This window comes from Variovorax sp. dw_954 (genome assembly GCF_018449755.1).
Taxonomy (GTDB): domain Bacteria; phylum Pseudomonadota; class Gammaproteobacteria; order Burkholderiales; family Burkholderiaceae_C; genus Variovorax.
Map to the genome: position 1 here is coordinate 98,374 of NZ_JAAVVD010000011.1, position 20,557 is coordinate 118,930.

The 20,557-nt window shown below is 66.2% G+C and carries 23 protein-coding genes and 2 tRNA genes; 9 read left to right on the forward strand and 16 right to left on the reverse strand.

All coding sequences use genetic code 11. From position 1 onward, the window contains the following. Positions 1-7: 7 nt before the first annotated feature. The gene (locus tag HB681_RS18275; protein WP_213956281.1) at positions 8-1,990 is read right to left on the reverse strand and encodes a gamma-glutamyltransferase family protein; all 1,983 of its coding nucleotides are present in this window, start codon (positions 1,988-1,990) and stop codon (positions 8-10) included. A gap of 190 nt (positions 1,991-2,180) precedes the next feature. Here HB681_RS18275 and uvrC point away from each other — a divergent pair, with 190 nt between their 5' ends. Genes uvrC through HB681_RS18290 form a run of 3 tightly spaced genes read left to right on the forward strand, consistent with a single transcriptional unit; the run spans position 2,181 to position 5,605 of the window. Further along, complete coding sequence (uvrC, locus tag HB681_RS18280) at positions 2,181-4,130, forward strand: excinuclease ABC subunit UvrC (RefSeq protein ID WP_213956282.1); 1,950 nt, start codon at positions 2,181-2,183, stop codon at positions 4,128-4,130. A 21-nt stretch (positions 4,131-4,151) separates the two neighbouring features. After that, positions 4,152-4,718, forward strand: a complete 567-nt coding sequence (pgsA, locus tag HB681_RS18285) for a CDP-diacylglycerol--glycerol-3-phosphate 3-phosphatidyltransferase (protein ID WP_213956283.1) — start codon at positions 4,152-4,154, stop codon at positions 4,716-4,718. Further along, positions 4,715-5,605 (forward strand): DMT family transporter, encoded by an 891-nt coding sequence (locus tag HB681_RS18290; RefSeq protein WP_213956284.1) that lies wholly within the window; start codon positions 4,715-4,717, stop codon positions 5,603-5,605. Before pgsA ends, HB681_RS18290 begins: the two co-directional genes overlap by 4 nt. Here the strand turns inward: HB681_RS18290 and HB681_RS18295 are convergent. Next, positions 5,568-6,572 carry a LysR substrate-binding domain-containing protein gene (locus tag HB681_RS18295; protein WP_213956437.1) on the reverse strand — a complete coding sequence of 335 codons (1,005 nt, stop codon included), beginning with the start codon at positions 6,570-6,572 and terminating at the stop codon, positions 5,568-5,570. The two genes, HB681_RS18290 and HB681_RS18295, sit on opposite strands and share 38 nt — an antisense overlap. A gap of 74 nt (positions 6,573-6,646) precedes the next feature. Here HB681_RS18295 and HB681_RS18300 point away from each other — a divergent pair, with 74 nt between their 5' ends. The 6 genes from HB681_RS18300 to HB681_RS18325 all read left to right on the forward strand — a co-directional run bounded on the left by HB681_RS18300 (position 6,647) and on the right by HB681_RS18325 (position 11,306). Then, a complete protein-coding gene (locus HB681_RS18300) occupies positions 6,647-7,525 on the forward strand; it encodes an alpha/beta fold hydrolase (RefSeq protein WP_213956285.1) in 879 nt (292 codons plus the stop codon). A gap of 16 nt (positions 7,526-7,541) precedes the next feature. Then, positions 7,542-8,627: a tartrate dehydrogenase gene (locus tag HB681_RS18305; RefSeq protein ID WP_213956287.1), complete on the forward strand. Its 1,086-nt coding sequence runs from the start codon at positions 7,542-7,544 to the stop codon at positions 8,625-8,627. A gap of 225 nt (positions 8,628-8,852) precedes the next feature. Next, positions 8,853-9,125 carry an HU family DNA-binding protein gene (locus HB681_RS18310; RefSeq protein WP_068642416.1) on the forward strand — a complete coding sequence of 91 codons (273 nt, stop codon included), beginning with the start codon at positions 8,853-8,855 and terminating at the stop codon, positions 9,123-9,125. 16 nt (positions 9,126-9,141) lie between these two features. Further along, positions 9,142-9,217: transfer RNA gene (locus tag HB681_RS18315), tRNA-Val, on the forward strand. A 76-nt stretch (positions 9,218-9,293) separates the two neighbouring features. Next, a complete protein-coding gene (locus HB681_RS18320) occupies positions 9,294-11,201 on the forward strand; it encodes a SurA N-terminal domain-containing protein (protein ID WP_213956288.1) in 1,908 nt (635 codons plus the stop codon). A gap of 29 nt (positions 11,202-11,230) precedes the next feature. Further along, positions 11,231-11,306: transfer RNA gene (locus HB681_RS18325), tRNA-His, on the forward strand. A gap of 71 nt (positions 11,307-11,377) precedes the next feature. Here the strand turns inward: HB681_RS18325 and HB681_RS18330 are convergent. From HB681_RS18330 to HB681_RS18395, 14 genes are all read right to left on the reverse strand, one after another. After that, positions 11,378-12,427, reverse strand: coding sequence for a tyrosine-type recombinase/integrase (locus HB681_RS18330; protein ID WP_213956289.1), 1,050 nt, complete (start codon positions 12,425-12,427; stop codon positions 11,378-11,380). Further along, entirely contained in the window at positions 12,424-12,663 is a 240-nt protein-coding gene (locus HB681_RS18335) for a DUF4224 domain-containing protein (protein WP_213956290.1), read from the reverse strand. Before HB681_RS18335 ends, HB681_RS18330 begins: the two co-directional genes overlap by 4 nt. Before the next feature lie 2 nt (positions 12,664-12,665). Then, the gene (locus HB681_RS18340) at positions 12,666-12,974 is read right to left on the reverse strand and encodes a hypothetical protein (protein ID WP_213956291.1); all 309 of its coding nucleotides are present in this window, start codon (positions 12,972-12,974) and stop codon (positions 12,666-12,668) included. Next, positions 12,971-13,639 (reverse strand): hypothetical protein, encoded by a 669-nt coding sequence (locus HB681_RS18345; protein WP_213956292.1) that lies wholly within the window; start codon positions 13,637-13,639, stop codon positions 12,971-12,973. Before HB681_RS18345 ends, HB681_RS18340 begins: the two co-directional genes overlap by 4 nt. Next, positions 13,636-14,208 (reverse strand): hypothetical protein, encoded by a 573-nt coding sequence (locus HB681_RS18350; RefSeq protein ID WP_213956293.1) that lies wholly within the window; start codon positions 14,206-14,208, stop codon positions 13,636-13,638. The genes HB681_RS18345 and HB681_RS18350 overlap by 4 nt, the downstream gene beginning before the upstream one ends. Continuing rightward, complete coding sequence (locus tag HB681_RS18355; RefSeq protein WP_213956294.1) at positions 14,205-14,819, reverse strand: J domain-containing protein; 615 nt, start codon at positions 14,817-14,819, stop codon at positions 14,205-14,207. Before HB681_RS18355 ends, HB681_RS18350 begins: the two co-directional genes overlap by 4 nt. Beyond that, positions 14,816-14,998, reverse strand: coding sequence for a hypothetical protein (locus HB681_RS18360; protein ID WP_213956295.1), 183 nt, complete (start codon positions 14,996-14,998; stop codon positions 14,816-14,818). Before HB681_RS18360 ends, HB681_RS18355 begins: the two co-directional genes overlap by 4 nt. A 4-nt stretch (positions 14,999-15,002) precedes the next feature. Beyond that, a complete protein-coding gene (locus HB681_RS18365; RefSeq protein WP_213956296.1) occupies positions 15,003-15,827 on the reverse strand; it encodes a DUF2303 family protein in 825 nt (274 codons plus the stop codon). Positions 15,828-15,830: 3 nt separating this feature from the next. Then, a complete protein-coding gene (locus tag HB681_RS18370) occupies positions 15,831-16,181 on the reverse strand; it encodes a hypothetical protein (RefSeq protein WP_213956297.1) in 351 nt (116 codons plus the stop codon). 64 nt (positions 16,182-16,245) lie between these two features. Then, entirely contained in the window at positions 16,246-17,049 is an 804-nt protein-coding gene (locus tag HB681_RS18375; protein ID WP_213956298.1) for a lambda exonuclease family protein, read from the reverse strand. Between the two features lie 23 nt (positions 17,050-17,072). Then, on the reverse strand, positions 17,073-18,308 hold the full coding sequence (locus tag HB681_RS18380; protein ID WP_213956299.1) for a RecT family recombinase: 1,236 nt from the start codon (positions 18,306-18,308) through the stop codon (positions 17,073-17,075). An 18-nt stretch (positions 18,309-18,326) separates the two neighbouring features. Further along, positions 18,327-19,682 carry a hypothetical protein gene (locus HB681_RS18385; RefSeq protein ID WP_213956300.1) on the reverse strand — a complete coding sequence of 452 codons (1,356 nt, stop codon included), beginning with the start codon at positions 19,680-19,682 and terminating at the stop codon, positions 18,327-18,329. Continuing rightward, the gene (locus tag HB681_RS18390) at positions 19,679-20,005 is read right to left on the reverse strand and encodes a hypothetical protein (protein WP_213956302.1); all 327 of its coding nucleotides are present in this window, start codon (positions 20,003-20,005) and stop codon (positions 19,679-19,681) included. Before HB681_RS18390 ends, HB681_RS18385 begins: the two co-directional genes overlap by 4 nt. Positions 20,006-20,021: 16 nt before the next feature. Further along, positions 20,022-20,480 (reverse strand): hypothetical protein, encoded by a 459-nt coding sequence (locus HB681_RS18395; protein ID WP_213956303.1) that lies wholly within the window; start codon positions 20,478-20,480, stop codon positions 20,022-20,024. Positions 20,481-20,557: the final 77 nt, after the last annotated feature.

Here is a 20,557-nt window from a genome sequence, read left to right on the forward strand (position 1 = left end):
TACTGCGTCAGCGCGCCGGCGCGTCACCCAGCACGATCCCTTCGCGCCGCGGATCGGACCCGCCCGTCAGCACCGTCACGCCGCTCTCCTTCTTGCGGATGATGGTGGAGATGCCGCTGCTCTGCGCGGCGGTCGACACGGTGTGGCCCAGCGCCCGCAGCCCCGTGATCAGCGCATCGTTGTTGCCGCCGTTGGACGTGTCGATTGCAGGATGCTCGCCGCCGACGTTGGTCGTCGGGCTGTTGGCCGCGCCGAAGTCGACCAGCGACGTGGCCTGTTGCGCGTCGAGGCCCCAGTCGAGCGCACCCACCGTGGTCTTGACGACGTACTGGATGATCGTGCCGCCGCCCGGCGAGCCGGTGGCCATCAGGAAGTCGCCCGTGTCGCTGCCCTTGAACACCAGCACCGGCGCCATCGTGCTGCGCGGGCGCTTGCCCGGCGCCACGCGATTGGCCACCGGTGCGCCCGTCGCATCGACCGGGGATGCGCTGAAGTCGGTCAACTGGTTGTTCAGCATGATCCCGCGCGCCATGTGATAGGAGCCGAGCGTGGATTCGACCGTCGTCGTCATGGTCACCACATTGCCTTCCTTGTCGACGATCGAGAGGTGCGTCGTGCCTTGCTCGACCGTCTTGTCGATGCCCAGCGGCGGCGCGCCGAAGTCGCCCGCGCTGGCCGTGCCCATGCTGCGCGTGAGGCTGATCAAGGCAGCGCGCGAACTCAGGTAGCTCTTGCTGAGCAACGTGTCGGGACTGCCGCCGGGCAGTGGCACGAAGTCGGTGTCGGCCACGTACTTGTCGCGGTCCGCATAGGCCAGGCGCTCGGCCTCGCTCACCAGGTGCACGCCCATCACGGCGGGCTTGCCGCCTTCGAGGTCGATATTGCCCGGCGGATAGTTGCCGAGCGGGAAGTTCTCCAGGATGCCGAGCGTGGACAGCACGCCGATCCCGCCGGACGAGGGCGGCGACATGCTGCAGACGTTGTAGCTGCGATAGGTGGCGCACACCGGATCGCGCCGCTTGGCCTGGTAGTTCTTGAGGTCGGCCAGCGTGGTCTTGCCGGGCGTGATGACCGAGCCGTCCGCGCCCTGGGTCGCCTGGATCTTGGCCACGATGGCCTCCGCGATCGGGCCGGTGTAGAGCGCATCGGCGCCTTGGGTCGCCAGCGCCTTCAGCACCTCGGCATAGGCCGGGTTGGTGAGCGTCGTGCCCAGGGGCTTCGGGTTGCCGGCGGCGTCGAGGAAGTAGGCCGCGGCCTCGGCGTCACGCTTCAGGTTCGGGGCCGACAGCGCGATCGCCGCGGCCATGCGCCCGCCGATCTTGAAGCCGTTGGTCGCGAGGTCGGTCCCTTCGCCGAACAGGTTCTTCCAGGGCAGCTTGCCATGGTCGCCATGCGCCAGGGCGAGCATGCGCATCACGCCCGGCGTGCCGATCGAGCGGCCGCTGGCGCGGGCATTGGGCAAGGGCGCCGTCGGGTCCGAGGCGTCGTCGACGTAGCGCAGGTAGTTGCCGGTGGCAGCTGCCGGCGCGGTTTCGCGGCCGTCATAGGCCTGGACCTTCTTCGTCTTCGCGTCGTAGTGCAGCAGGAAGGCGCCGCCGGCCAGGCTGCTCGATTGCGGTTCGACCAATGCCAGGACGGCCTGCACCGCGATGGCCGCGTCCGTCGCGCTGCCGCCGGCCTTGAGCACGTCGCAGCCGGCGCGCGTCGCCAGCGGGTGGTTGGCCACCACCATGTAGCTTTTGGCCGTGACCACCTTGTGCCCGACGACATAGCCGGAAGCCGGTTCCGGCAGGGCAGGGTCGCCGGCCAGGCCGGATCCGACCGTGACCGAGCCGCCCGACGTGCTGGTCTGGCAACTGGCGTCCACCGCCACGGGCGGCTGCGGCGTGATGGGGAAATAGGCGCCGTTGTTGGAGTCTCCGCCGCAGCCGGCGAGAGCGAGCGACAAGGCGACCGGTGTGGCGAGCCACCAGGGATATCGGGTTTTCATGAGGCAAATCCAGCGTTGGTTTTTTTCGATGCCTCGGCGCGTTGCGCCGGGCCCTCCCGCGTGCCGCACAAGGCGTGCGGCAGCCAGAACATCCTGCTTGAGAAAATGCTGGAATACAAGGCCGACACTACCAAGTGCAGAGCTTGGGCGCACCATGATCGCGCTCGCGGCCCAAGCCACAATAGCCGCCATGTCAGACGTGCATTCCGATCAACTCCTCAGCGAAGTCGCGGCCCTGCCGCAGCTCCCGGGCGTCTACCGCTACTTCGATGCGGCTGGCGCGGTGCTCTATGTGGGCAAGGCGCGCAACCTGAAGAAGCGCGTGGCCAACTACTTCCAGAAGAGCCACGGCGGCACGCGCATCGGTCACATGATCAGCAAGATCGCGCGCATGGAAACGACTGTGGTGCGCTCCGAGGCCGAGGCGCTGCTGCTCGAGAACAACCTCATCAAGTCGCTCAAGCCCAGGTACAACATCCTGTTCCGGGACGACAAGAGCTACCCCTACCTGAAGATCGCCTCGCACACCTTCCCGCGCCTGGCGTACTACCGCGGCGCGACCGACCGCAAGCACCGCTATTTCGGCCCTTATCCGAGCGCCTGGGCCGTAAAGGAGTCGATCCAGTTGCTGCAGAAGGTCTTCAAGCTGCGCACCTGCGAGGACACGGTCTACGCCAATCGCACCCGGCCCTGCCTGCTCTACCAGATCAAGCGCTGCACCGGCCCTTGCGTGGGCTACATCACGCCCGAGGCCTATGCGCAGGACGTGGCCAATGCCGAGTCCTTCCTCATGGGCGACACGCAGGCGGTGCTCGGCCAGCTCGAAGGCCGCATGACCGCGCATGCCGAGAAGCTCGAGTTCGAACAGGCTGCCGAACTGCGCAACCAGATGTCGGCGATCTCGCGTGTGCTGCACCAGCAGTCGATCGAGATCGCATCGGACAAGGACGTCGACATCCTTGCCGTGAAGGTGCAGGGCGGAAAGGCCTGCGTCAACCTGGCGATGGTGCGCGGCGGCAGGCATCTGGGCGACCGGGCCTACTTCCCGGTGCATGTGGAGGACGCCTCGCTCGTCCACCCTGACGAACTGGACGAAGGCAGCGCGCCTGCTGCGGCCGATCCGGTCGAAGTCCAGGTGCTCGAAGCCTTCATCGCCCAGCACTACATCGACGTGCCGGTGCCCGCCACGCTGGTACTCAGCGAACTGGTGAGCCGCTCGCTCATCGAGGCGGTGTCGCAGCAGGCCGGCACGCGCGTGACGGCAGTGTTCCAGCCGCGCGAGCAGCGCCGCCACTGGCTCGAGATGGCGCAGACCAACGCAGGCCTCCAGCTGGCCCGCCTGCTGGCCGAGGAAGGCTCGCAGCAGGCGCGCACGCGTGCGCTGGTGGATGCGCTGGAACTCGCGCCTGACGACCTCGACAGCATGCGCATCGAATGCTTCGACATCTCGCACACGGCTGGCGAGGCCACGCAGGCCTCGTGCGTGGTGTTCGAGAAGCATGCGATGCAGAACCGCGAATACCGCCGCTACAACATCGAGGGCATCACGCCCGGCGACGACTATGCCGCCATGCGCCAGGTCCTGACGCGGCGCTACGCCCGGCTGGCCGAGACCATGGCCGCCGAGACCGACGCGCCCACGCCTGGCGACGGCGCCGGTGCCGACGCACCCGCCGGAACCAAGGCCGCGCGCATGCCCGACCTGGTGCTGGTCGATGGCGGCAAGGGCCAGGTCTCGATGGCGCGCGAGGTCTTCAGCCAACTGGGCCTGCCGCTGTCGCTGATCGTCGGTGTCGAGAAGGGCGAAGGCCGCAAGGTCGGCCTGGAAGAACTGGTGTTCGCCGACGGCCGCGAGAAGGTCTACCTCGGCCGCGACTCCGCCGCCCTGATGCTGGTCGCCCAGATCCGCGACGAGGCCCATCGTTTCGCCATCACCGGCATGCGGGCCAAGCGCGCCAAGGTCCGCGTGGGCGGCAGCCAGCTCGAAGACATTCCGGGCATCGGTCCCAAGCGGCGCGCCCGCCTGCTGCAGCGCTTCGGCGGAATCCGCGGGGTTGCGGCGGCCAGTGTCGAGGACATCGCGTCGGTCGAAGGCATCGCCCTCGACCTTGCGGAAGACATCTACAAGGCCCTTCACTAATCCAAGTCACAATCAAGCGCTATGTTCTGGACCCTGCCGACCATCATGACCTGGACGCGCATCGTCGCGATCCCCCTCATCGTCGGTGTGTTCTACCTGCCCATCGCCGAGCCGATGCGCAACCTCATCGCCACGGTGATGTTCGTCGTGTTCGCCTTGACCGACTGGCTCGACGGCTACCTGGCCCGCAAGCTCAACCAGACTTCCTCCTTCGGCGCCTTCCTCGACCCGGTGGCCGACAAGTTCCTGGTCTGCGCTTCCTTGCTGGTGCTGGTCCACCTGCAGCGCGCCGACGTTTTCGTGGCGCTCATCATCATCGGCCGCGAGATCGCGATTTCCGCCTTGCGCGAATGGATGGCGCAGATCGGCGCGAGCAAGAGCGTGGCCGTGCACATGGTCGGCAAGGTCAAGACGGTGGTGCAGATGGTGGCGATCCCGTTCCTCCTCTACGACGGCCAGCTGTTCGACCGCATCGACACGGGTACCTGGGGCCATTGGCTCATCTGGATTTCCGCCGTGCTCACCGTCTGGTCGATGGTCTATTACCTGCAGAAGGCGCTGCCCGAGATCCGGGCCCGCGCCAAATGACGGCCGAGGCGCGCGACACCGCCTGGCTTCGGCTGATGCCGGCGGTCTTCGTGCTGATCTGGAGCACCGGCTTCATCGTGGCGCGCTACGGCATGCCGTATGCGCCGCCGCTCAAGTTCCTTGCGGTGCGCTATGCCTTCTCGGTGCTTTGCTTCGGGCTGTGGATCGCCGTCGCGCGCGTCGCATGGCCGCAGCGACGGGAACAGTGGCTTCATCTGGTCGTCACCGGCATCCTGATGCAGGCCGGTTACCTGGGCGGCGTGTGGGCTGCCGTCAAGGCCGGCATGGGCTCGGGCCTGGTGGCCTTGCTGGTCGGCATCCAGCCGGTGCTGACGGCGGTGTGGCTCTCGCTCAATGGCGGCGCGATCACCAAACGCCAGTGGGCCGGGCTGCTGCTCGGCTTCGCAGGCCTGGTGCTGGTGGTGTCGCGCAAGCTGGGGCAGGGCGGCGAAGTCACCGCGCTCAGCATGAGCCTGGCCATTCTTGCGCTGCTGTCGATCACGGTCGGCACGCTCTACCAGAAGCGCTTTGTCGCACCCTGCGATGTGCGCAGCGCCAGTGCCGTCCAACTTGCCGCCGCCTTGGTCGTGACCTTGCCATTCGCGTTGATGGAAAGCGACGCCATCGTCTGGAATGCGGCCGTGATGGGGTCGCTGGCCTGGTCTGTTCTCGCACTGTCGCTGGGTGGCAGTTCACTGCTCTACATGCTGATCCAGCGCGGCACCGCGACGGCGGTCACCAGCTTGCTGTACCTCGTGCCGCCTTGCACCGCGGTCATGGCCTGGCTGCTGTTCGACGAACCCATCACCCTGACCACATTGGCTGGCATCGGCATGACGGCCGTCGGGGTCAGCCTGGTGGTGCGCGGGGACGGCGCGCCGGCGTAGCCTTGGCGCCGCGACGTGCCGGCTTCGGCGCGGCTGCAGTCTCGACCTTCCACGGCTCGGAGCGAAACGCCTCGACCAGATGGTCGATCAGCAAGCGCACGCGGCGCGGCGTCTTCGGTCGCCAGGGCGCGATCCAGTGAATGTCCGCATCGGGCATCGCATATTGCGGCAGCACCCGCACGAGTTCGCCCGAGGCCAACTGCGGCGCAATGTCCCAGAGGCTGCGCAGCATGATGCCCCGCCCTTCCAGGCACCAGTCGCGCACCATCTCGCCCGAGTTGCTGGCCAGCGCGCCGCCCACGCGAACGCGCGCGGTGCTGCCATCTCGCGAATGGCGAAGCGACCACAGGTCGACCGGTCGCTGCAGTGCATTGGCGTTCTCGCGAGTCACCAGGCATTCATGCCCCGCCAGCGCCGGCGGATCCGCTGGCAATCCGCAGCGGTCCAGATAGCTCGGCGCCGCAGCCAGCACCCGCTGGTTGCGCGCGATGCGTCGCGTGACCCAGTCGCTCGCGTGCCGGCTCTGCACGCTCCAGAGCCAGATGGCACCGTCGAAGCCTTCGGCGCCGAGGTCGGGCAGTTGCTCGGTCAGGTGGAGATCGATCCGCAGTCCGGGATGCCGCGCCTGGAATGCCGCAATCGCCGGCCCGACCCAGCGGCGGCCGAAGCCGAAGGTCGCGATCAGCCGCAACGTGCCGTTCAATGCGTCCTGCCGTTCCGACAGTTCGGTCTCCAGCGCAGCAAAGCCGTCGAGCAGGCTGTCGGCCCGCAGGCAAAGCGCCTCGCCCTCGGTCGTCAGGCTCAGGCGCCGCGTCGTGCGCTCGAACATGCGCTGTCCCAGCCGCGCCTCCAGCGCACCCAGCCGCTTGGTGATGACCGAGGGCACCACGCCCAGCGCGAGCCCCGCGCCTGCGAGGCTTCCCTGCGCGCGAATGGCCTGCATCAGTTCAAGGTCGTCGCGATCTATTCTTGCCATGCTGGAAAGTATCAATTGGCGGATTGTTGCTTGATGCGCCAAGGCACGCAACGCACAATCATCCTGTGCTCAATTCATTCACCCCCTTCGAAGTCCTGCGCGGCCCGGTCCGCCTGCATGGCCGCATCGGCGGTCGCGGCGCTCCCTTGCTGTTGTTGCACGGACATCCGCAGACCCACGTGATCTGGCATCGCCTGGCCCCCATGCTGGCGCAGCGCTTCACGCTCGTCATGATGGACTTGCGCGGCTATGGCGACTCCAGCCGACCTGTTGCCGGCGCGGACCATGCTGCCTACAGCAAGCGCGAGATGGCGCTCGATGCGCTGGCCGTAATGAAACACCACGGCTTCGATCGCTTCGGCGTACTGGCGCATGACCGCGGCGCACGCGTGGCGCATCGGCTTGCTGCGGACCATGCGGGCGCTGTCGATCGCATGCTGCTGCTCGACATCGCGCCCACACTGGCGATGTACCGCGACACGAGCGAGGCATTCGCACGCGCCTACTGGCACTGGTTCCTGTTGATCCAGCCGCCGCCCCTGCCCGAGGCCTTGATCGAATCCGGACCCGCACGCTATGTGCGCAGCGTGATCGGCAGCCGTCACGCCGGCCTCGTGCCATTCGCAGCTGAAGCACTCGCGGAATACGAGCGATGCGCCGCCATCGAAGGCACGGCCCACGCGATCTGCGAGGACTACCGCGCCTCTGCCTCGATAGATCTCGAACACGACCGCGCCGACATCGCCGCAGGCCGCCTGCTCACCCAGCCCCTGCAGGTGCTGTGGGGTGAGCATGGCGCGGTTGGCCGTTGTTTCGACGTGCTGTCACTGTGGCGCGAGCGCGCACTCGATGTGTCCGGCCGTGCGTTGCCGTGCGGCCACTACCTTCCCGAAGAGGCGCCGCAAGCCATTGCCGACGCGGCCCTCGCCTTCTTTCCCAACTGATTCCTGGAGACCCTGAATGAGCACACGACGCATCGCAGTCATCGCCGGCGACGGCATCGGCAAGGAGACCATGCCCGAAGGCATCCGCGTCCTCGACGCGGCCGCACGAAAGTTCGGCATCGACCTGAAATTCGATCACTTCGATTTCTCGAGTTGGGACTACTACGAGAAGCACGGCAAGATGCTTCCAGACAACTGGAAGGACCAGATCGGCGGTCACGACGCCATCCTGTTCGGCGCCGTCGGTTGGCCGCAGAAGATCCCGGACCATGTGTCGCTGTGGGGCTCGCTGCTGCTGTTCCGTCGCGAGTTCGACCAGTACATCAACCTGCGCCCCGCGCGCCTCATGCCCGGCATCACGGCGCCCGTGGTCCGTCGCGACGGCTCCCCGCGTCAACCCGGCGAGATCGACATGTACATCGTGCGCGAGAACACCGAAGGCGAGTACTCGAGCATCGGCGGACGCATGTACGAAGGAACGCCGCGCGAGATCGTGATCCAGGAGACCGTGATGTCGCGCATCGGCGTGGATCGGGTGCTGAAGTTCGCGTTCGAGTTGGCCCGATCGCGCCCCAAGAAGCACCTGACCAGCGCCACCAAATCGAACGGCATCTCCATCACGATGCCGTACTGGGACGAGCGCGTTGCAGCCATGGCCAAGGACTATGCGGATGTCGAACTCGACAAGTTCCACATCGACATCCTCACCGCGCATTTCGTGCAGCGGCCCGACTTCTTCGACGTGGTGGTCGCGAGCAATCTGTTCGGCGACATCCTCTCCGATCTCGGCCCCGCATGCACCGGCACCATCGGCATCGCGCCCAGCGCCAACCTGAATCCGCAACGCACCACGCCCTCGCTGTTCGAGCCCGTGCACGGCTCCGCACCGGACATCGCAGGCAAGGGCATCGCCAATCCGATCGGCCAGATCTGGTGCGGCGCGATGATGCTCGAGTTCCTCGGCCACAAGAATGCGCACGACGCGATCCTTGCCGCTATCGAGGCCGTGCTGGCACCGAAGAGTGGCGCGCCGCGCACGCCCGACATCGGCGGAACGGCCGGCACGACCGACCTCGGAAAGGCCATCGCCGACGCCCTTTGAAAAGGACTGCACGAAAGGCCCCTAAAATTGCGGAGGCCGTTGGTCTGACCGGCGTGATGTCTTATTGACACCCCGTAGACCAGTGGCTTTAATCGTTGTCGGCAGTGCGCTGCCGACGCGCCGAAACTGTCTCCCTCCTTCTCGCACCGCGCAGCGCGGCACCACTGCGGGGTCGGTCATGCCATCGGCGATACCTGACAACTTTTTTTCCGACAAGAGGCCCTTGTGAACAAGACCGAACTGATTGAACACATCGCAAAGAATGCCGATATTTCCAAAGCAGCCGCCACCCGCGCACTCGAATCCACCATCGGGGCGATTCGCACGACCTTGAAGAAGGGCAACTCGGTGTCCCTCGTGGGTTTTGGTACTTTCGCTGTAGGTAAGCGTGCCGCGCGCACGGGCCGCAATCCGCGCACCGGCGCTGCGATTAAAATCAAGGCCGCCAAGATCCCCAAGTTCCGTCCCGGCAAGGCGCTGAAAGACGCGCTGAACTGAGACATCGTTTTCGGTGGGGTGCTTAGCTCAGCTGGTAGAGCGGCGCCCTTACAAGGCGTAGGTCGGGGGTTCGAGCCCCTCAGCACCCACCACCCGATGCAAAGGCGAACAGGTTGTTCGCCTTTTTTATTGCCTGAGTCCGGGCCGAGTCGATAGAGAGAATGCTCAATGTTTGATTTCTTCCGCAAGTACAACAAGATCGTCATGGTGTTCTTGTTCTTGCTGATCATTCCGTCGTTCATATGGTTTGGCGTCGCTGATCGCTACAACCGGTCTGACCAGGGCGAGAAGGTCGCAAGCGTCGACGGCCACGACATCACGCGGCCTGAATGGGAGCAGCAGCACCGCATCGAAGTCGACCGCATTCGCCAGCAATCGCCGAATGTCGACGTGGCCATGTTCGATACCGATGCGGCGAAGTACGCCACCCTCGAGCGCATGGTCCGCGACCGCGTGCTGCAGATCGCCGCGCAAAAAACCACCATGACGGTGTCGGAAGACAAACTGGCCCGTTACTTTGCAGCTGACCCTGGCCTGGCCATGTTCCGTGGTGCGGACGGCAAGTTCGATCGCGAGTTGTTCCAGCGCGCTACCCAGCAGACGCCCGAGCAATACGAAGCCTCGGTCCGCGCGAGCCTGGCGACGCAACAGGTGTTGCAAGGTCTTGCCGGTTCCGCCTTCGCGACCAAGGCGCAAGCCGATGCAACACTCAATGCTTTCTATGACCGCCGTGAAGTGCAGTTGGCCAAGTTCAATCCGGCCGACTTCGCCAGCAAGGTCAACGTCAACGACGCGGACCTCGAGGCCTGGTACAAGGATCACAAGGCGCAGTTCCAGGCGCCCGAGCAGGCCGACGTCGAGTACGTCGTGCTGGACCTGGATTCGGTCAAGAAGAACATCGCCGTCAGCGAGGCCGACCTCAAGACCTATTACGAGCAGAACAAGGCGCGCTTCACCACCAAGGAAGAGCGCCGCGCCAGCCACATCCTGATCACCGCGCCGGCCAGTGCGCCTGCTGCGGACCGTGAAAAGGCCAAGGCCAAGGCCGAGCAGTTGCTGGCCGAGGTGAAGAAGTCGCCCGCCAGCTTCGCCGACATTGCACGCAAGAATTCGCAGGACCCCGGCTCGGCCGAAAAGGGCGGCGACCTGGACTTCGTGAAGCGCGACGGCACCATGGTCAAGCCCTTCGAGGACGCGATGTTCACGCAGAAGAAGGGCGAGATCAGTGGCTTGGTGGAAACCGAGTTCGGCTACCACATCATCGAGGTCACGGACATCAAGCCGGAGACGACGCCCACGTTCGACCAGGTGCGCGCGCGCATCGAGGACGAGGCCCGCGCGCAACTGGCCACGCAGGAATTCGCCAAGGCCGCGGAGTCGTTCAGCGACATGGTCTTCCAGCAGCCCGACAGCCTGCAACCGGTCGCGGACAAGTTCAAGCTCAAGGTCCAGACGGCCGCCCAGGTCGCGCGCACGCCGCCCGCAAGCGCCACCGGTCCCCTGGCCAACCGCAAGTTCCTGGATGCGCTGTATGCAGCGGACACGCGCGAACGCAAGCACAACACCGAAGCCGTCGAAGTCGGCCCCAGCCAACTCGCTTCCGGCCGCATGACCAAGTACATGGCAGCGCGCACGCAAGAGTTCATCGAGGTGAAGGACAAGGTCCGGACCCTGTTGATCGCGGAGCGTGCCGGCGCCTTGGCCAAGGCCGAGGGCGAGGCCAGGCTCAAGGCGTGGCAAGCCGATGCGGCGGGCGCCAAGTTGACGGAGCCGGTGACGATCTCGAGGCTTGAAGCCCAGTCGGTACCGCCGCCGGTGGTGGAGGGCGCCTTGCGCGCCGACACGACCAAGCTGCCGGCATGGACGGGCGTCGATCTTGGCGCGCAGGGCTATGTGGTGGTTCGCGTGAACAAGGTGGTTCCCCGCGAAGCGCCCAAGCCGGAGCAGGCGACGCAGGAGATCGGGCAGTTCTCGCAGATCGTCGCCGGCGCCGAGAGCAACGCCTACTATGAGTTGCTGAAGCAACGCTACAAGGCAGAAATCGGCGTTCCGCGACCGGCCGCAGCAACGCCCTAAATTTTGACGCTATAATTGAAGGCTCTTTGGTGGCTGTAGCTCAGCTGGTAGAGTCCCAGATTGTGATTCTGGTCGTCGTGGGTTCGAGTCCCATCAGCCACCCCAACGAATACGGGCCTCTCGTGCTACAAAAACGATAGCGCGACGGGCCCAAAATTCCCAAAATGGGAATTTCATCACAGAGCCTTCCGACGGACCTCCCGGCTGCGCTCGTACACCCCAGCGGTTGTTTTTGGATCTGCGTGCAATTCCGGCAATTCGCCGAATTGCAATTTGAAATAGGTCGTGTAGTGGCCCCGCAGGTCGTGGAACGTGAAACGCTCTTCAATTACCTTCTCGTCGAGCGCGCGCTGCATTAGGCGTGCCCACATGGCTTTGAAGCCACTCTCCGAATAGGCCAGATTGGTCCGCGGCGCCCGGAAAACCGCGCCCATCGGTGAATAGCCGGGCATTGCTTTCATGCGGTCAATGACCTCCTGCAATGCCGCGCTGACCCCCACCAATTCCCGCTTGCTCTTCTTGCCGCGCTGCTTGGCACGTTGCAGGCGCACGACTTCCGAGTCGACCTGCGGCCAATGCAGCTGCCGAAATTCGGCGCGGCGGTTGCCGGCCAGGGCGGCGAACTGCGCCATCGACACCAGCACAACGTCGCTCGGGCTGGCCCACTGGCCGTCCGGCGTCTTGGCCAGCGCAAACTTTACAAATGCTTCCAGCTCAGACGCTTCCACCAGCCGGTCGCGCGACTCTTCCCGGTTGCGGCGCACTTCCTTGCAGGGGTTGCGGTCGATGTCGCCGAGCTCGACGCCCAGGTTGAACAGGTTGGACAGCAGCGCAACCTCCCGGTTGGCCACGATCGGCGCCGCGGCGCGCTCCACGCGCAGGTACCGGGCAATGTCTCGGGGCTTCACCAGCGCCACGATGGCGGTGCCGAACTTCTTCTCGAGCTCGTTCCAGTTGTCCCGGTACTGCACCTTGGTGCTGTCGGCCAGGCGCTTGAACTCGACGCGCTCCTGATATAGGCGCCACAGCCGGGTGAACGTGCCTTCGTCGGTGGCCTTGCCGGTGATGTCGAGCACACGTTGTAGGGCCGCGCCCTTGTCCTGGCCGAGGTTGATCGGCTTGCCGGCGACTGGCTTGTAGCGGTAGGTGAAGCCGCCATCCCTGCGGGGGCGGGCTTCCATCCGGGGCAGCAGCCCCAGCTGGGACTGGCGGTCGCGGTGTCTCATGCTGCGGTGCTCCACTTGATGCCCGCCTCGTTGGCGGCGGTGATTGCCGGGTCGCGTTGGGTGCCAAAGGCCATGCCGCGCTTCACCTGTTCGCGGCCGACGATGCAGGAGCCGTCGGTGGTGCGGCGCTCGAAGGGGATCTTCAAGCGGGCGAGGGCGCGCGCCTGAGCGGCGTGCTGCCACACGCCGGTCAGTTCCTGAATCTCTTCGCGGGTCAGTGTTAGGCGTTCGGCCATACTTAGGCTTTCAATGCGAGGAAATAGCGATGGCGACGCAGCACTTTGTCAATATTGAAGACCATGGCGAATACCTCAACTTCCGCGTGCCATTCGAGAAAAATACGATTCCAGTGACCATCAGCCGGGAAGCGCTCGATGACCATTTCCGTGCGAAAGAGTTGGGGGACCTCGTACAGGCTTACGTGCAAGGATCGGAACGGATCAATGCCAGGGCCTTGACGAAAGCGCTGCCAGGTGCGGTCTACACCGTCGCGCAGCCGCTCCGCCTCACAAAAGACGACTTCTAGAAAACCGGGCCTTGCGCTCATGGGTTCACCCGCTTGAACTCGACCACCCACACCCACGGGTTGGCGTCCCAGCTGCCGGCGCCGTTGATCTGATGCCACAGCCTCATATAGGCGCTGCGGTAGTTCCAGCACCACTCCGGGTTGCCGTCGGGCGGCGGTGCGTCGGTGCCTTCCTGATAGTGGGGCGCGCCTTCGGCGATGGCGCCGGCTTCGTCGATGGCCTGCAGGCGCTCGACGCGCACGCCGGTCACTTCGAGGTCGACGCGTGAGAGGCCGCGGGGGCAGTGCATGGGCGGCAGGTAGCTGCGCTTCCAGGGCCACGCATCCGCGACGGTCAGCGCGCCGTCGGCGTGGTAGACGGAGAACACGCGGCCGGTGGCGTCGTCGGGTTCCAGATCCGGCACCAGTCGGATTGCTTCGCGCACCCACAGCTGGTCGCCCGGCTGGCCGTAGGGGCACGGCTGGCACCAGTCGCCACCGATGAACAGGCCGCGCGTGGGCGGGCGGCTCTCCCAAGCGTAGAAGCGCGGGCCTCGGCCGTCTTCCTCGTCCGGGTGGTGCCAGGTGCCGACCTCTACGGTATTTGCGGGCGGCTGCGGCTTCACGATGCGCCGCGTCTGAGTTTTCGTGCCGTCGAGCAGGGCGCGCACCATGGGTGCGCTGAACAGGATGGGGCGCTCTTTCACTTCAAGGGCTCCGCGGGCACCACGATCGGCGTCCAGTGGGTGTGATAGCCGGGCCAGTCGCTGCTCAACGGGGAGCCGCTGTACGGCGCCTCGTTGACCGGGAAGGCCCACCAAAGCGCCGCGCCGTAGTCCTCGTGCCAGTCGGCCAGCGGCCGGGGCGTCCGCTTCTGCCGCAGCGCGATGTTCTCCTTCGTGGCGCGCTTGAGGGCGGTGTCCACGTTTTGCGGGAGGTCGAACGCCGTGTTGTCGTAGGGCTTGCCCTCGAGGGCGAAGAGGGCGCGCTGCTCGATCCAGCGCAGGCGCCGGGTGCTGGTGCGGCTGTTGCGCGCGGTCTTCGCGATGTGGTCCAGCGCGTTGCGCAGCTGCTGGGCGTCCAGCGCTTCGCCCACCAGGTCCAGCAGGGTCTTGGCCTGCGCTGCGCCGGCAACGTCGGGCAGCTGGCCGGCCAGCGCGCCCTTGAAGACGGCCTCGTGGAAGTTGGCCAGCGCCACCACGATCGGCAGCAGCGCGGGGTGGATCGGCCCGCCAGTGGCCAGCGGCTCGGGCGTCGTGAGGGGTTGGAAGGTCATGGGTGCGAGCTTTGTGCCCCGAACAGGGGTGCGTTGTTGTAGAAGAGCCCGGCGAAGGACGGCGCCGGGTTCGCGTCCTGCACGTCTTCGTAGTCGAGCAGCAGGCCGTGGCAGGCGGCGGCGACCTCGAGCAGCTTCTGGCTGAGAACCAAGCGCTGCGCGATGTCGGCCAGTTGTTCGTCGACCAGGGCGTGAAACAGGTTGTCGGCGCCCTTCGACTTGACGGCCTTGCGGCGCTTGTGCAGGCGCTTCTGGCGGGTCTGCCACTCGGCCATGGCCACCTTCGTCTCGAGCTCGAGCGCGCGCAGCGCGATCTCAACGAACGACAGCACCGGCTCGTCGGTGGTCAGGGCATCGCGGAAGAACCGCACCAGCATGCCCATGGCCTCCTGCCTGATCGACCGTTCACCCGAGTCGTCGCCCGACTCGTCGTAGCGCGCCCGGCGCGCCGGGTCGCCCAGCACTTCGTAGGCGGCGTTGATGGCCTGCATGGCTGCGGTGGATCCGCCTTCCTTGTCGGGGTGCGCGGCGCTCGAGGCCCGGCGCCATGCGGCCTTGATTTCCTCGGCGCTGGCGCCGCGCTCGATGCCCAGCGTCTCGTAGTGGTTCATTCGGTCGATTCCTTCTTGGACTCCAGTTCGCCGATGGCCCAGCGGAGGGCGCTGGCCTCGGTGCGGTCGTGGTCGGCGGGGCGCTCGGGGTTTTCCTCGATGCGCCGCTCCAAGTGATCCGCGCGGCGGCGCAGCACCCGGATGCGGCGCGCACGGATCTGTTCGGGGCTGCGCGCCACTTGCTTACGCCTTGCCGTGCAGGACGGTGTAGCCGCTGTCCTTCGACACCTGGGCCACGTATTCGGCGAAAGCGACCTCAATCACCTTGGTGGGGCGCTCCAGTTCGTACCAGAACTTGACGCTGCCGCTGTGCAGGCGGTACTTGAGGCGGGCCGTGAACAGGTCGGCGTTCTTGGCCCCCTTGAACAGTTGCAGGCCGATGGTGAAGAGCTTCGGGATCTTCATCTGGCCGTCGGCGCCGGCCTTGGCGTCGATCGTCTCGTTGTAGACGAGTTGCACCTGGCCGTCTTGCAAGCGCTTCGCACTGGCGAAGTTGATGCCTGTGGTCGCGCTGATGGTGGTGGCCACGGTGAGCAGGTTCTTCGCTTCCTCGCCTTGCAGGTCCGCGAAGTTGTCTTCGATGAACTCGGCGAACTCGGATTGGGTGAAGGCGTGGTTCGCGCCGTCGTGCTCCAGCCACTTCTTCGCCTCGGGCGTGAGCTCGGCCTTGAACACGGCGCGGTGATCGCGCCAGCCGGGGCCGGCCTTCGTGTCGTTGAAGATGGCCGTGAGCAGGCGCCCGTCGGTGTCTGCGTAGATATAGCCGGTTGCCTGGGCGGCTTGGTCCGCGCAGTAGGCCAGCAGGCTCGCCACGTCGCCCAGCTGCACGGTGCCCTTGTGGCGGTACGGCGCCGGCTCGGCCTTCTCGACTTCGGCGGTCAGGTCTTTGAACTGGTGCCCTTGCGGGATGACCAGGCCGAAGGTCTTCTCGACGTGCTTGACCTCGAGGGCGGCGGTCGCCATGGCGGCGATGGATTGGGCGGTGGCGTTGTTGATTGCGTCGGTCATGGGTTACTCGTTTGCGGTGCGGAATTGGAGGGGGGCGGCGGTTTCGACTTGGCGCAGTTCCAGGCTGTGCTGCTTGGGGTGCTGGCGCGAGGTTTCGCCGTCTTCGGTCAGGTAGAAGAAGTCCGAGGGCTGTTCGGCCTTCGGCAGCTTCACGTCGTACTCGAAGGTGATCGTCACCTTGTCGGTGGCGCCGCTGGCGCCCTTCTTGGCGGGCGTGATGGTCAGCTTCGTGGTCAGAGTGGCGCTCTTCCCGGTCGACTGCACGCTTTGGAGGGCTTCGCTCAACGCCGCCGTGACGCCGGCATGGGAAGTGCCGTCATTCAACTCGTTGAGGAACACGGAGTAAGACTTCATGATTTCCTTGGTTGTGGTGATGGATGGGGATGTGTGACAGCAAAAGGGCTTCCGGCGCCGGCTCTCAGGCCGCTTGCGCGAATTGCGGAGCGTTGGCAGCTGCGAGCGCGCGCAGGCACTTCTCCTGGCGGTCGACCTCGGCCTTGAACTCAAGGAGGTCTTCGACCATGGCGTCGATGTAGGCGTCGTCGCGCTTGCACCGGACGATGTGAAGCGGGTAGTTGATGGCGCGCAGCTGCGGGCAATAGAACCCGAGGTGCCACCAGTCGCGGCCGGTGATCCACATGCAGCCCTGCACTTGATCCATGAAGTCGGCTTGGTTGGCCTCGAGCAGCACCGGGCGCAGGCTCGCGGCCGACACCAGGCACTTATATTCACTGCCACCCTTGGCGCCGATCAGGCCGTCGGCGCTGGCGCCGAACACGTTGTCGCTGGTCACGACAAAGCCGGCGCGCTCCACCAGCACGCCCTCTTGGATCTGGTGCTCGTCGCGGGCTTCCGGCTCGAGCTCGTGGCCACGGGCCATCTGCCATGTCTCGAAGCCTTCGTCCATCGGCTCGCCGCTGATGCGCTCAAATGCGCAGCGGAAGGCGTAGTTCTTCGCGGCCTCGGACAGATCGCCGACCTTCAAGCCCTTGAGCGCGCGCTGCACGGACTCGGCCTTTGGCGCGGCCTTGTAGCCCGCGACGTTGCGCGCCTCGAGCTCGGGCATGCCCTTGAGGATCGAGTCGACGTAGATCTGCTGCTGTTCGTTCAGACCATTCACGCGCTGGCGCGCGACCTTGAACATGCTGGCGGTGATGACGCCAGCACGGGCGCGGTGCCAGTCTTCCGAGCCTTGCTCGCAGGGGATGACGCGGAAACTCATGGTGTTCTCCTGTAGTTGAGGGATCAGTTGCGGAGGCCGGCCGCGCGCTCTTCAAAGAAGGCATCCAGCGCGGCCTGGGCGCCCTTGTCGGCCACGTGGCTGATGAGGTCGGCGGCGATCGACAGCGCATCCATGTCCTTCGCATCGCGCAGGCGCTGCGAAACCATTTCGGCGGTGAACACCGGGGCGCCAGTGGCGGTGGGCTCGGCCGGCGCTGCGGGCTCTGCGGGCGCTGCCGCTGGCTTCGGCGCCGGCGCACGGGCGCGGGGCTTTGCTTCCGCAGCTGGCGCCGCGGCCGGGGCTTCTGCCGGTGCTGCGGCCGGCGCGGGCGCCTTCGTGGCGTCGACCGGGTTGTCGACCGTGCGGTGCGCATCGGCCTCGACCACGCGCTTTTGCAGGTCGTCGAGCTCGCCCACCAGAAGGTTGCGTTGGGCGGGCAGCAGCGCCTTCCAGTACCCGGCGAACAGGTCGCGGCCCTTGTCGGCAGCTGCGTAGGCGGCGGTCTTGAGCGATTCGGGCAGGGCTGGCTTGTCGTCCACCACTTCGGCCTGGCCCATGAAGGTCGACGATGACAACTCGTCGGGCGTGTAGACGCCGAGGATCAGTTCCGGCGCGTACAGGCGTGCCCAGCGGTTCGTCGTGAGGTAGGCGATCTGCTGCTTGGGATCTTCGGTCCACAGTGTCGAGTTGCGCGTGCGCGCCTGCGTCATCAGGATCGTCAGCTGGCGGGGCTCGCTCTCGCCGCGCAGCAGGCCGCTCACGATCACGCCAAGGCCGTGCTCGTCGTTCGTGTTCCAGTCGGCCACGATGAATTTCTTCGGGTAGCCGTTGTCGTCCTTCTTGGTCTTGCTCTCGACGGTCTTGAACTTGCCAACGATCTTTTCCCACGGGCCGAACCACTCGTAGCGCAGGCGACCGTTCAGCAGGCTGCTGGTGTTGATGACGGCCGCGACCAGCTGCGCCTCATAGCTCAGGTTGCCGTCTACCACGTAGGTCTTCTTCGCGACCACGAACGGGTCCATGGCCCAGCGCTGGGCTTGCATCACGACCGCCATGCAGTCGGACACGTTGCCTTGCAAGTGGCGCGGCACCGTGGCGCGGCCCGAGGCCATGATTTCGGCAACGCGGTACAGCGCAGCCATCGCCGACTCGTTGAGCAGCGACACGCCGGTGTTCTGGCGCAGGGCCGGGGCGTTGAAGGATTGGGCAGCGTCGATGACGTTGGAAACGTCCACGCGCGGCGCGGTTTGGGTGTTCATGCTTGCTGTCTCCTGGGGTTAGAAGGGAAGTTCTTCGGCGCGGGCCAGCGCGGCGGCGGTGTCGATGCCCTTGATCCACTCGATGGCCTTGGCCGTGTCGACGCGGAAGTGCAGGCAGATCACTTCGATCAGCTGGTCGTCCGTCGGGCGGTGCTCCTTGCGCGGCGCGGCATAGCTGCGGGTGGTGCGGCTGGGGGCGGGCGCTTCCACCACCGGGGCCGGCGCGGGCGCGAACACCGGCGCGGGCTGGTCCGCGGTCCACTCGGGCAGCTTGGGAAGGGCGAAGCCCAGCGAATCGGCGCCCGAGTCATCGCGCGCCGGCACGTCGTCCTGCGGCTCGGGCTCCTGCTCTTCGGGCTCGGCTTCTTCTTCGGACACCGCGGCATCCAGCAGTGCGCGGAGCTCGGGCAGCACGGCGTCCGCGGCGCGCTGGGCCTCGCGCAGGCGGCTGCCATAGACCACGGGATCCAGCGGATCCAGCGAAGCGATGGCGGCGCGCAGCGCACCACTGTCGGACTCCACCATCGAATCGGGCAGCGTATAGATGAGCTCGATGCGTTCGCCGATCTTTTCGCGCCTCGCGATGGCAGCCTCGCGCTCGGCCAGTTCCGCGGCCTGCGCCGCCACTTGGTCGGCGAGCAGCTTGGCGGCGGCTGCGGCGGTTTCGATCTGCCGGGCCGCGTCCAGCATCGCGGCGACCTTGACGCGCGTTTCCTGCACGGCGCGCTTTGCCTCTTCGATGCGGTCGCCGAAGTCCTCTTCGGTCACTTCGGTATCGTCGATCCACGCCAGCGTCTCGGCGATGAACCCGGAGGGCTGGTTGATGCAAGCCTCGACGCGGCTGGTGATTTCGCGCAGGGCTTCGTCAATCTCGGCCTTGCGCTCAGCAGCCTCGCGCTCGAGCCGGGCCTTCTCGTCGGCCAGGCGCTTCTCTTCGGCCTTCACCTGGGCGTCGATCGGGGTTTCCACCGCGGTGATGCGCGCGATGATGGCCTCGCCGCGGGCGGCAATGGCTGCCTTGAGGTTGTTCAGCGGCGCCTTGGCGTTCTTGACGGCGTTCTGCACGGCGTAGCGCGGGTCGCGGCATGCCAGCCGGGCCTCTTTCGCGGCCTTGAATCCCTTGGGCGTCTGCACGTCGAAGATCACGCCGCCATGCTTCGTCTCGAGCGCCTGCAAGCCTGCTTCCACTGCATCGAACTCGGCGATGTTGGCGGCGACCTCGCGCAGGGCGACGCCCGTGGCCGGCTCTTTCGACTCGGCGGCAGCAGCGGGCGCTTCGGCCGGCGCGTCAGCCTTCGGCGGATCCACGTCGAAGGGCGGGTCGTTGGCCGCGTCGGCGCCGGCCTGGGGGACGGTGATGGCCAGCGCGCTCATCCGAACACCCGTGACAAGAGTTGCAGGATTTCGGGGAAGTAGCCGCGAACGACCATCACCACCGACACGCCGAGGCCGATGAGCAGAGCCATCAGGACCAGGCCGGCCATGACGCCAGCTGCGGTCGGGCGGTTGTCTTCGTCGTAGTCGTCAGCGAATGCGCTGGTGGGCTGCGGCGTGTCGTTGGCCGCGTTGTCGATCGGCGCGAACACGAACTCGCCGTCTTGCAAGCGCAGGCTCGGGATGGTGTCGGCGTACACGGGTTGATCGACCATCGGGCGCAGGGTGCGCACGGGCGGCGGGGTCTTCGGCTTGTTGGCCATGGCTTTCTCCTGGGGGTTAACGGAAGCGCTCGACAGCGAGCAGGGCGGCGACGGCCAGGCCGGCGCATGCGCTCGCACGGACGGCGAGGCGATGCGCGACGGATGCGCGGGCGGTGTCGGGGAGGGGGACGATGTGCGCCTGGCTGCTGCGCACATGGGAGAGGGTTCGCGAGAAGCGCATGCCGCCGTCGTCGTCAGCGAAGCGGGGCTCGTCGTCCTGCTCGGGCTCGAGCAAGCTCACTTCGCCGCGGCCCTTGCAGGTCCAGCAGCGGGCGCCTTCGTGGCGACCCTCGCCGCAGCCGAGGCACGTGCCGCAGGTTTCGGTGAACGACTGGTGTTCAGCGCCGGCCTTGAGCCATTCGAGGAAGGTCTGGCCGTCGCGCTTGGTGATGAGGTACTGGCTGTACCGGAACTGACTTTGCAGCTGGCGCCGCGTCAGCCGCGCACGCAGCGGTGCGCTTTGAGGGGATGACATAGCTTTCGTCCTTTCTGCTCGGCTAAACGCCGCAAACAGAATGTAGCCGAAAGCTAAGCTAAATGGAAGCTAAAAGC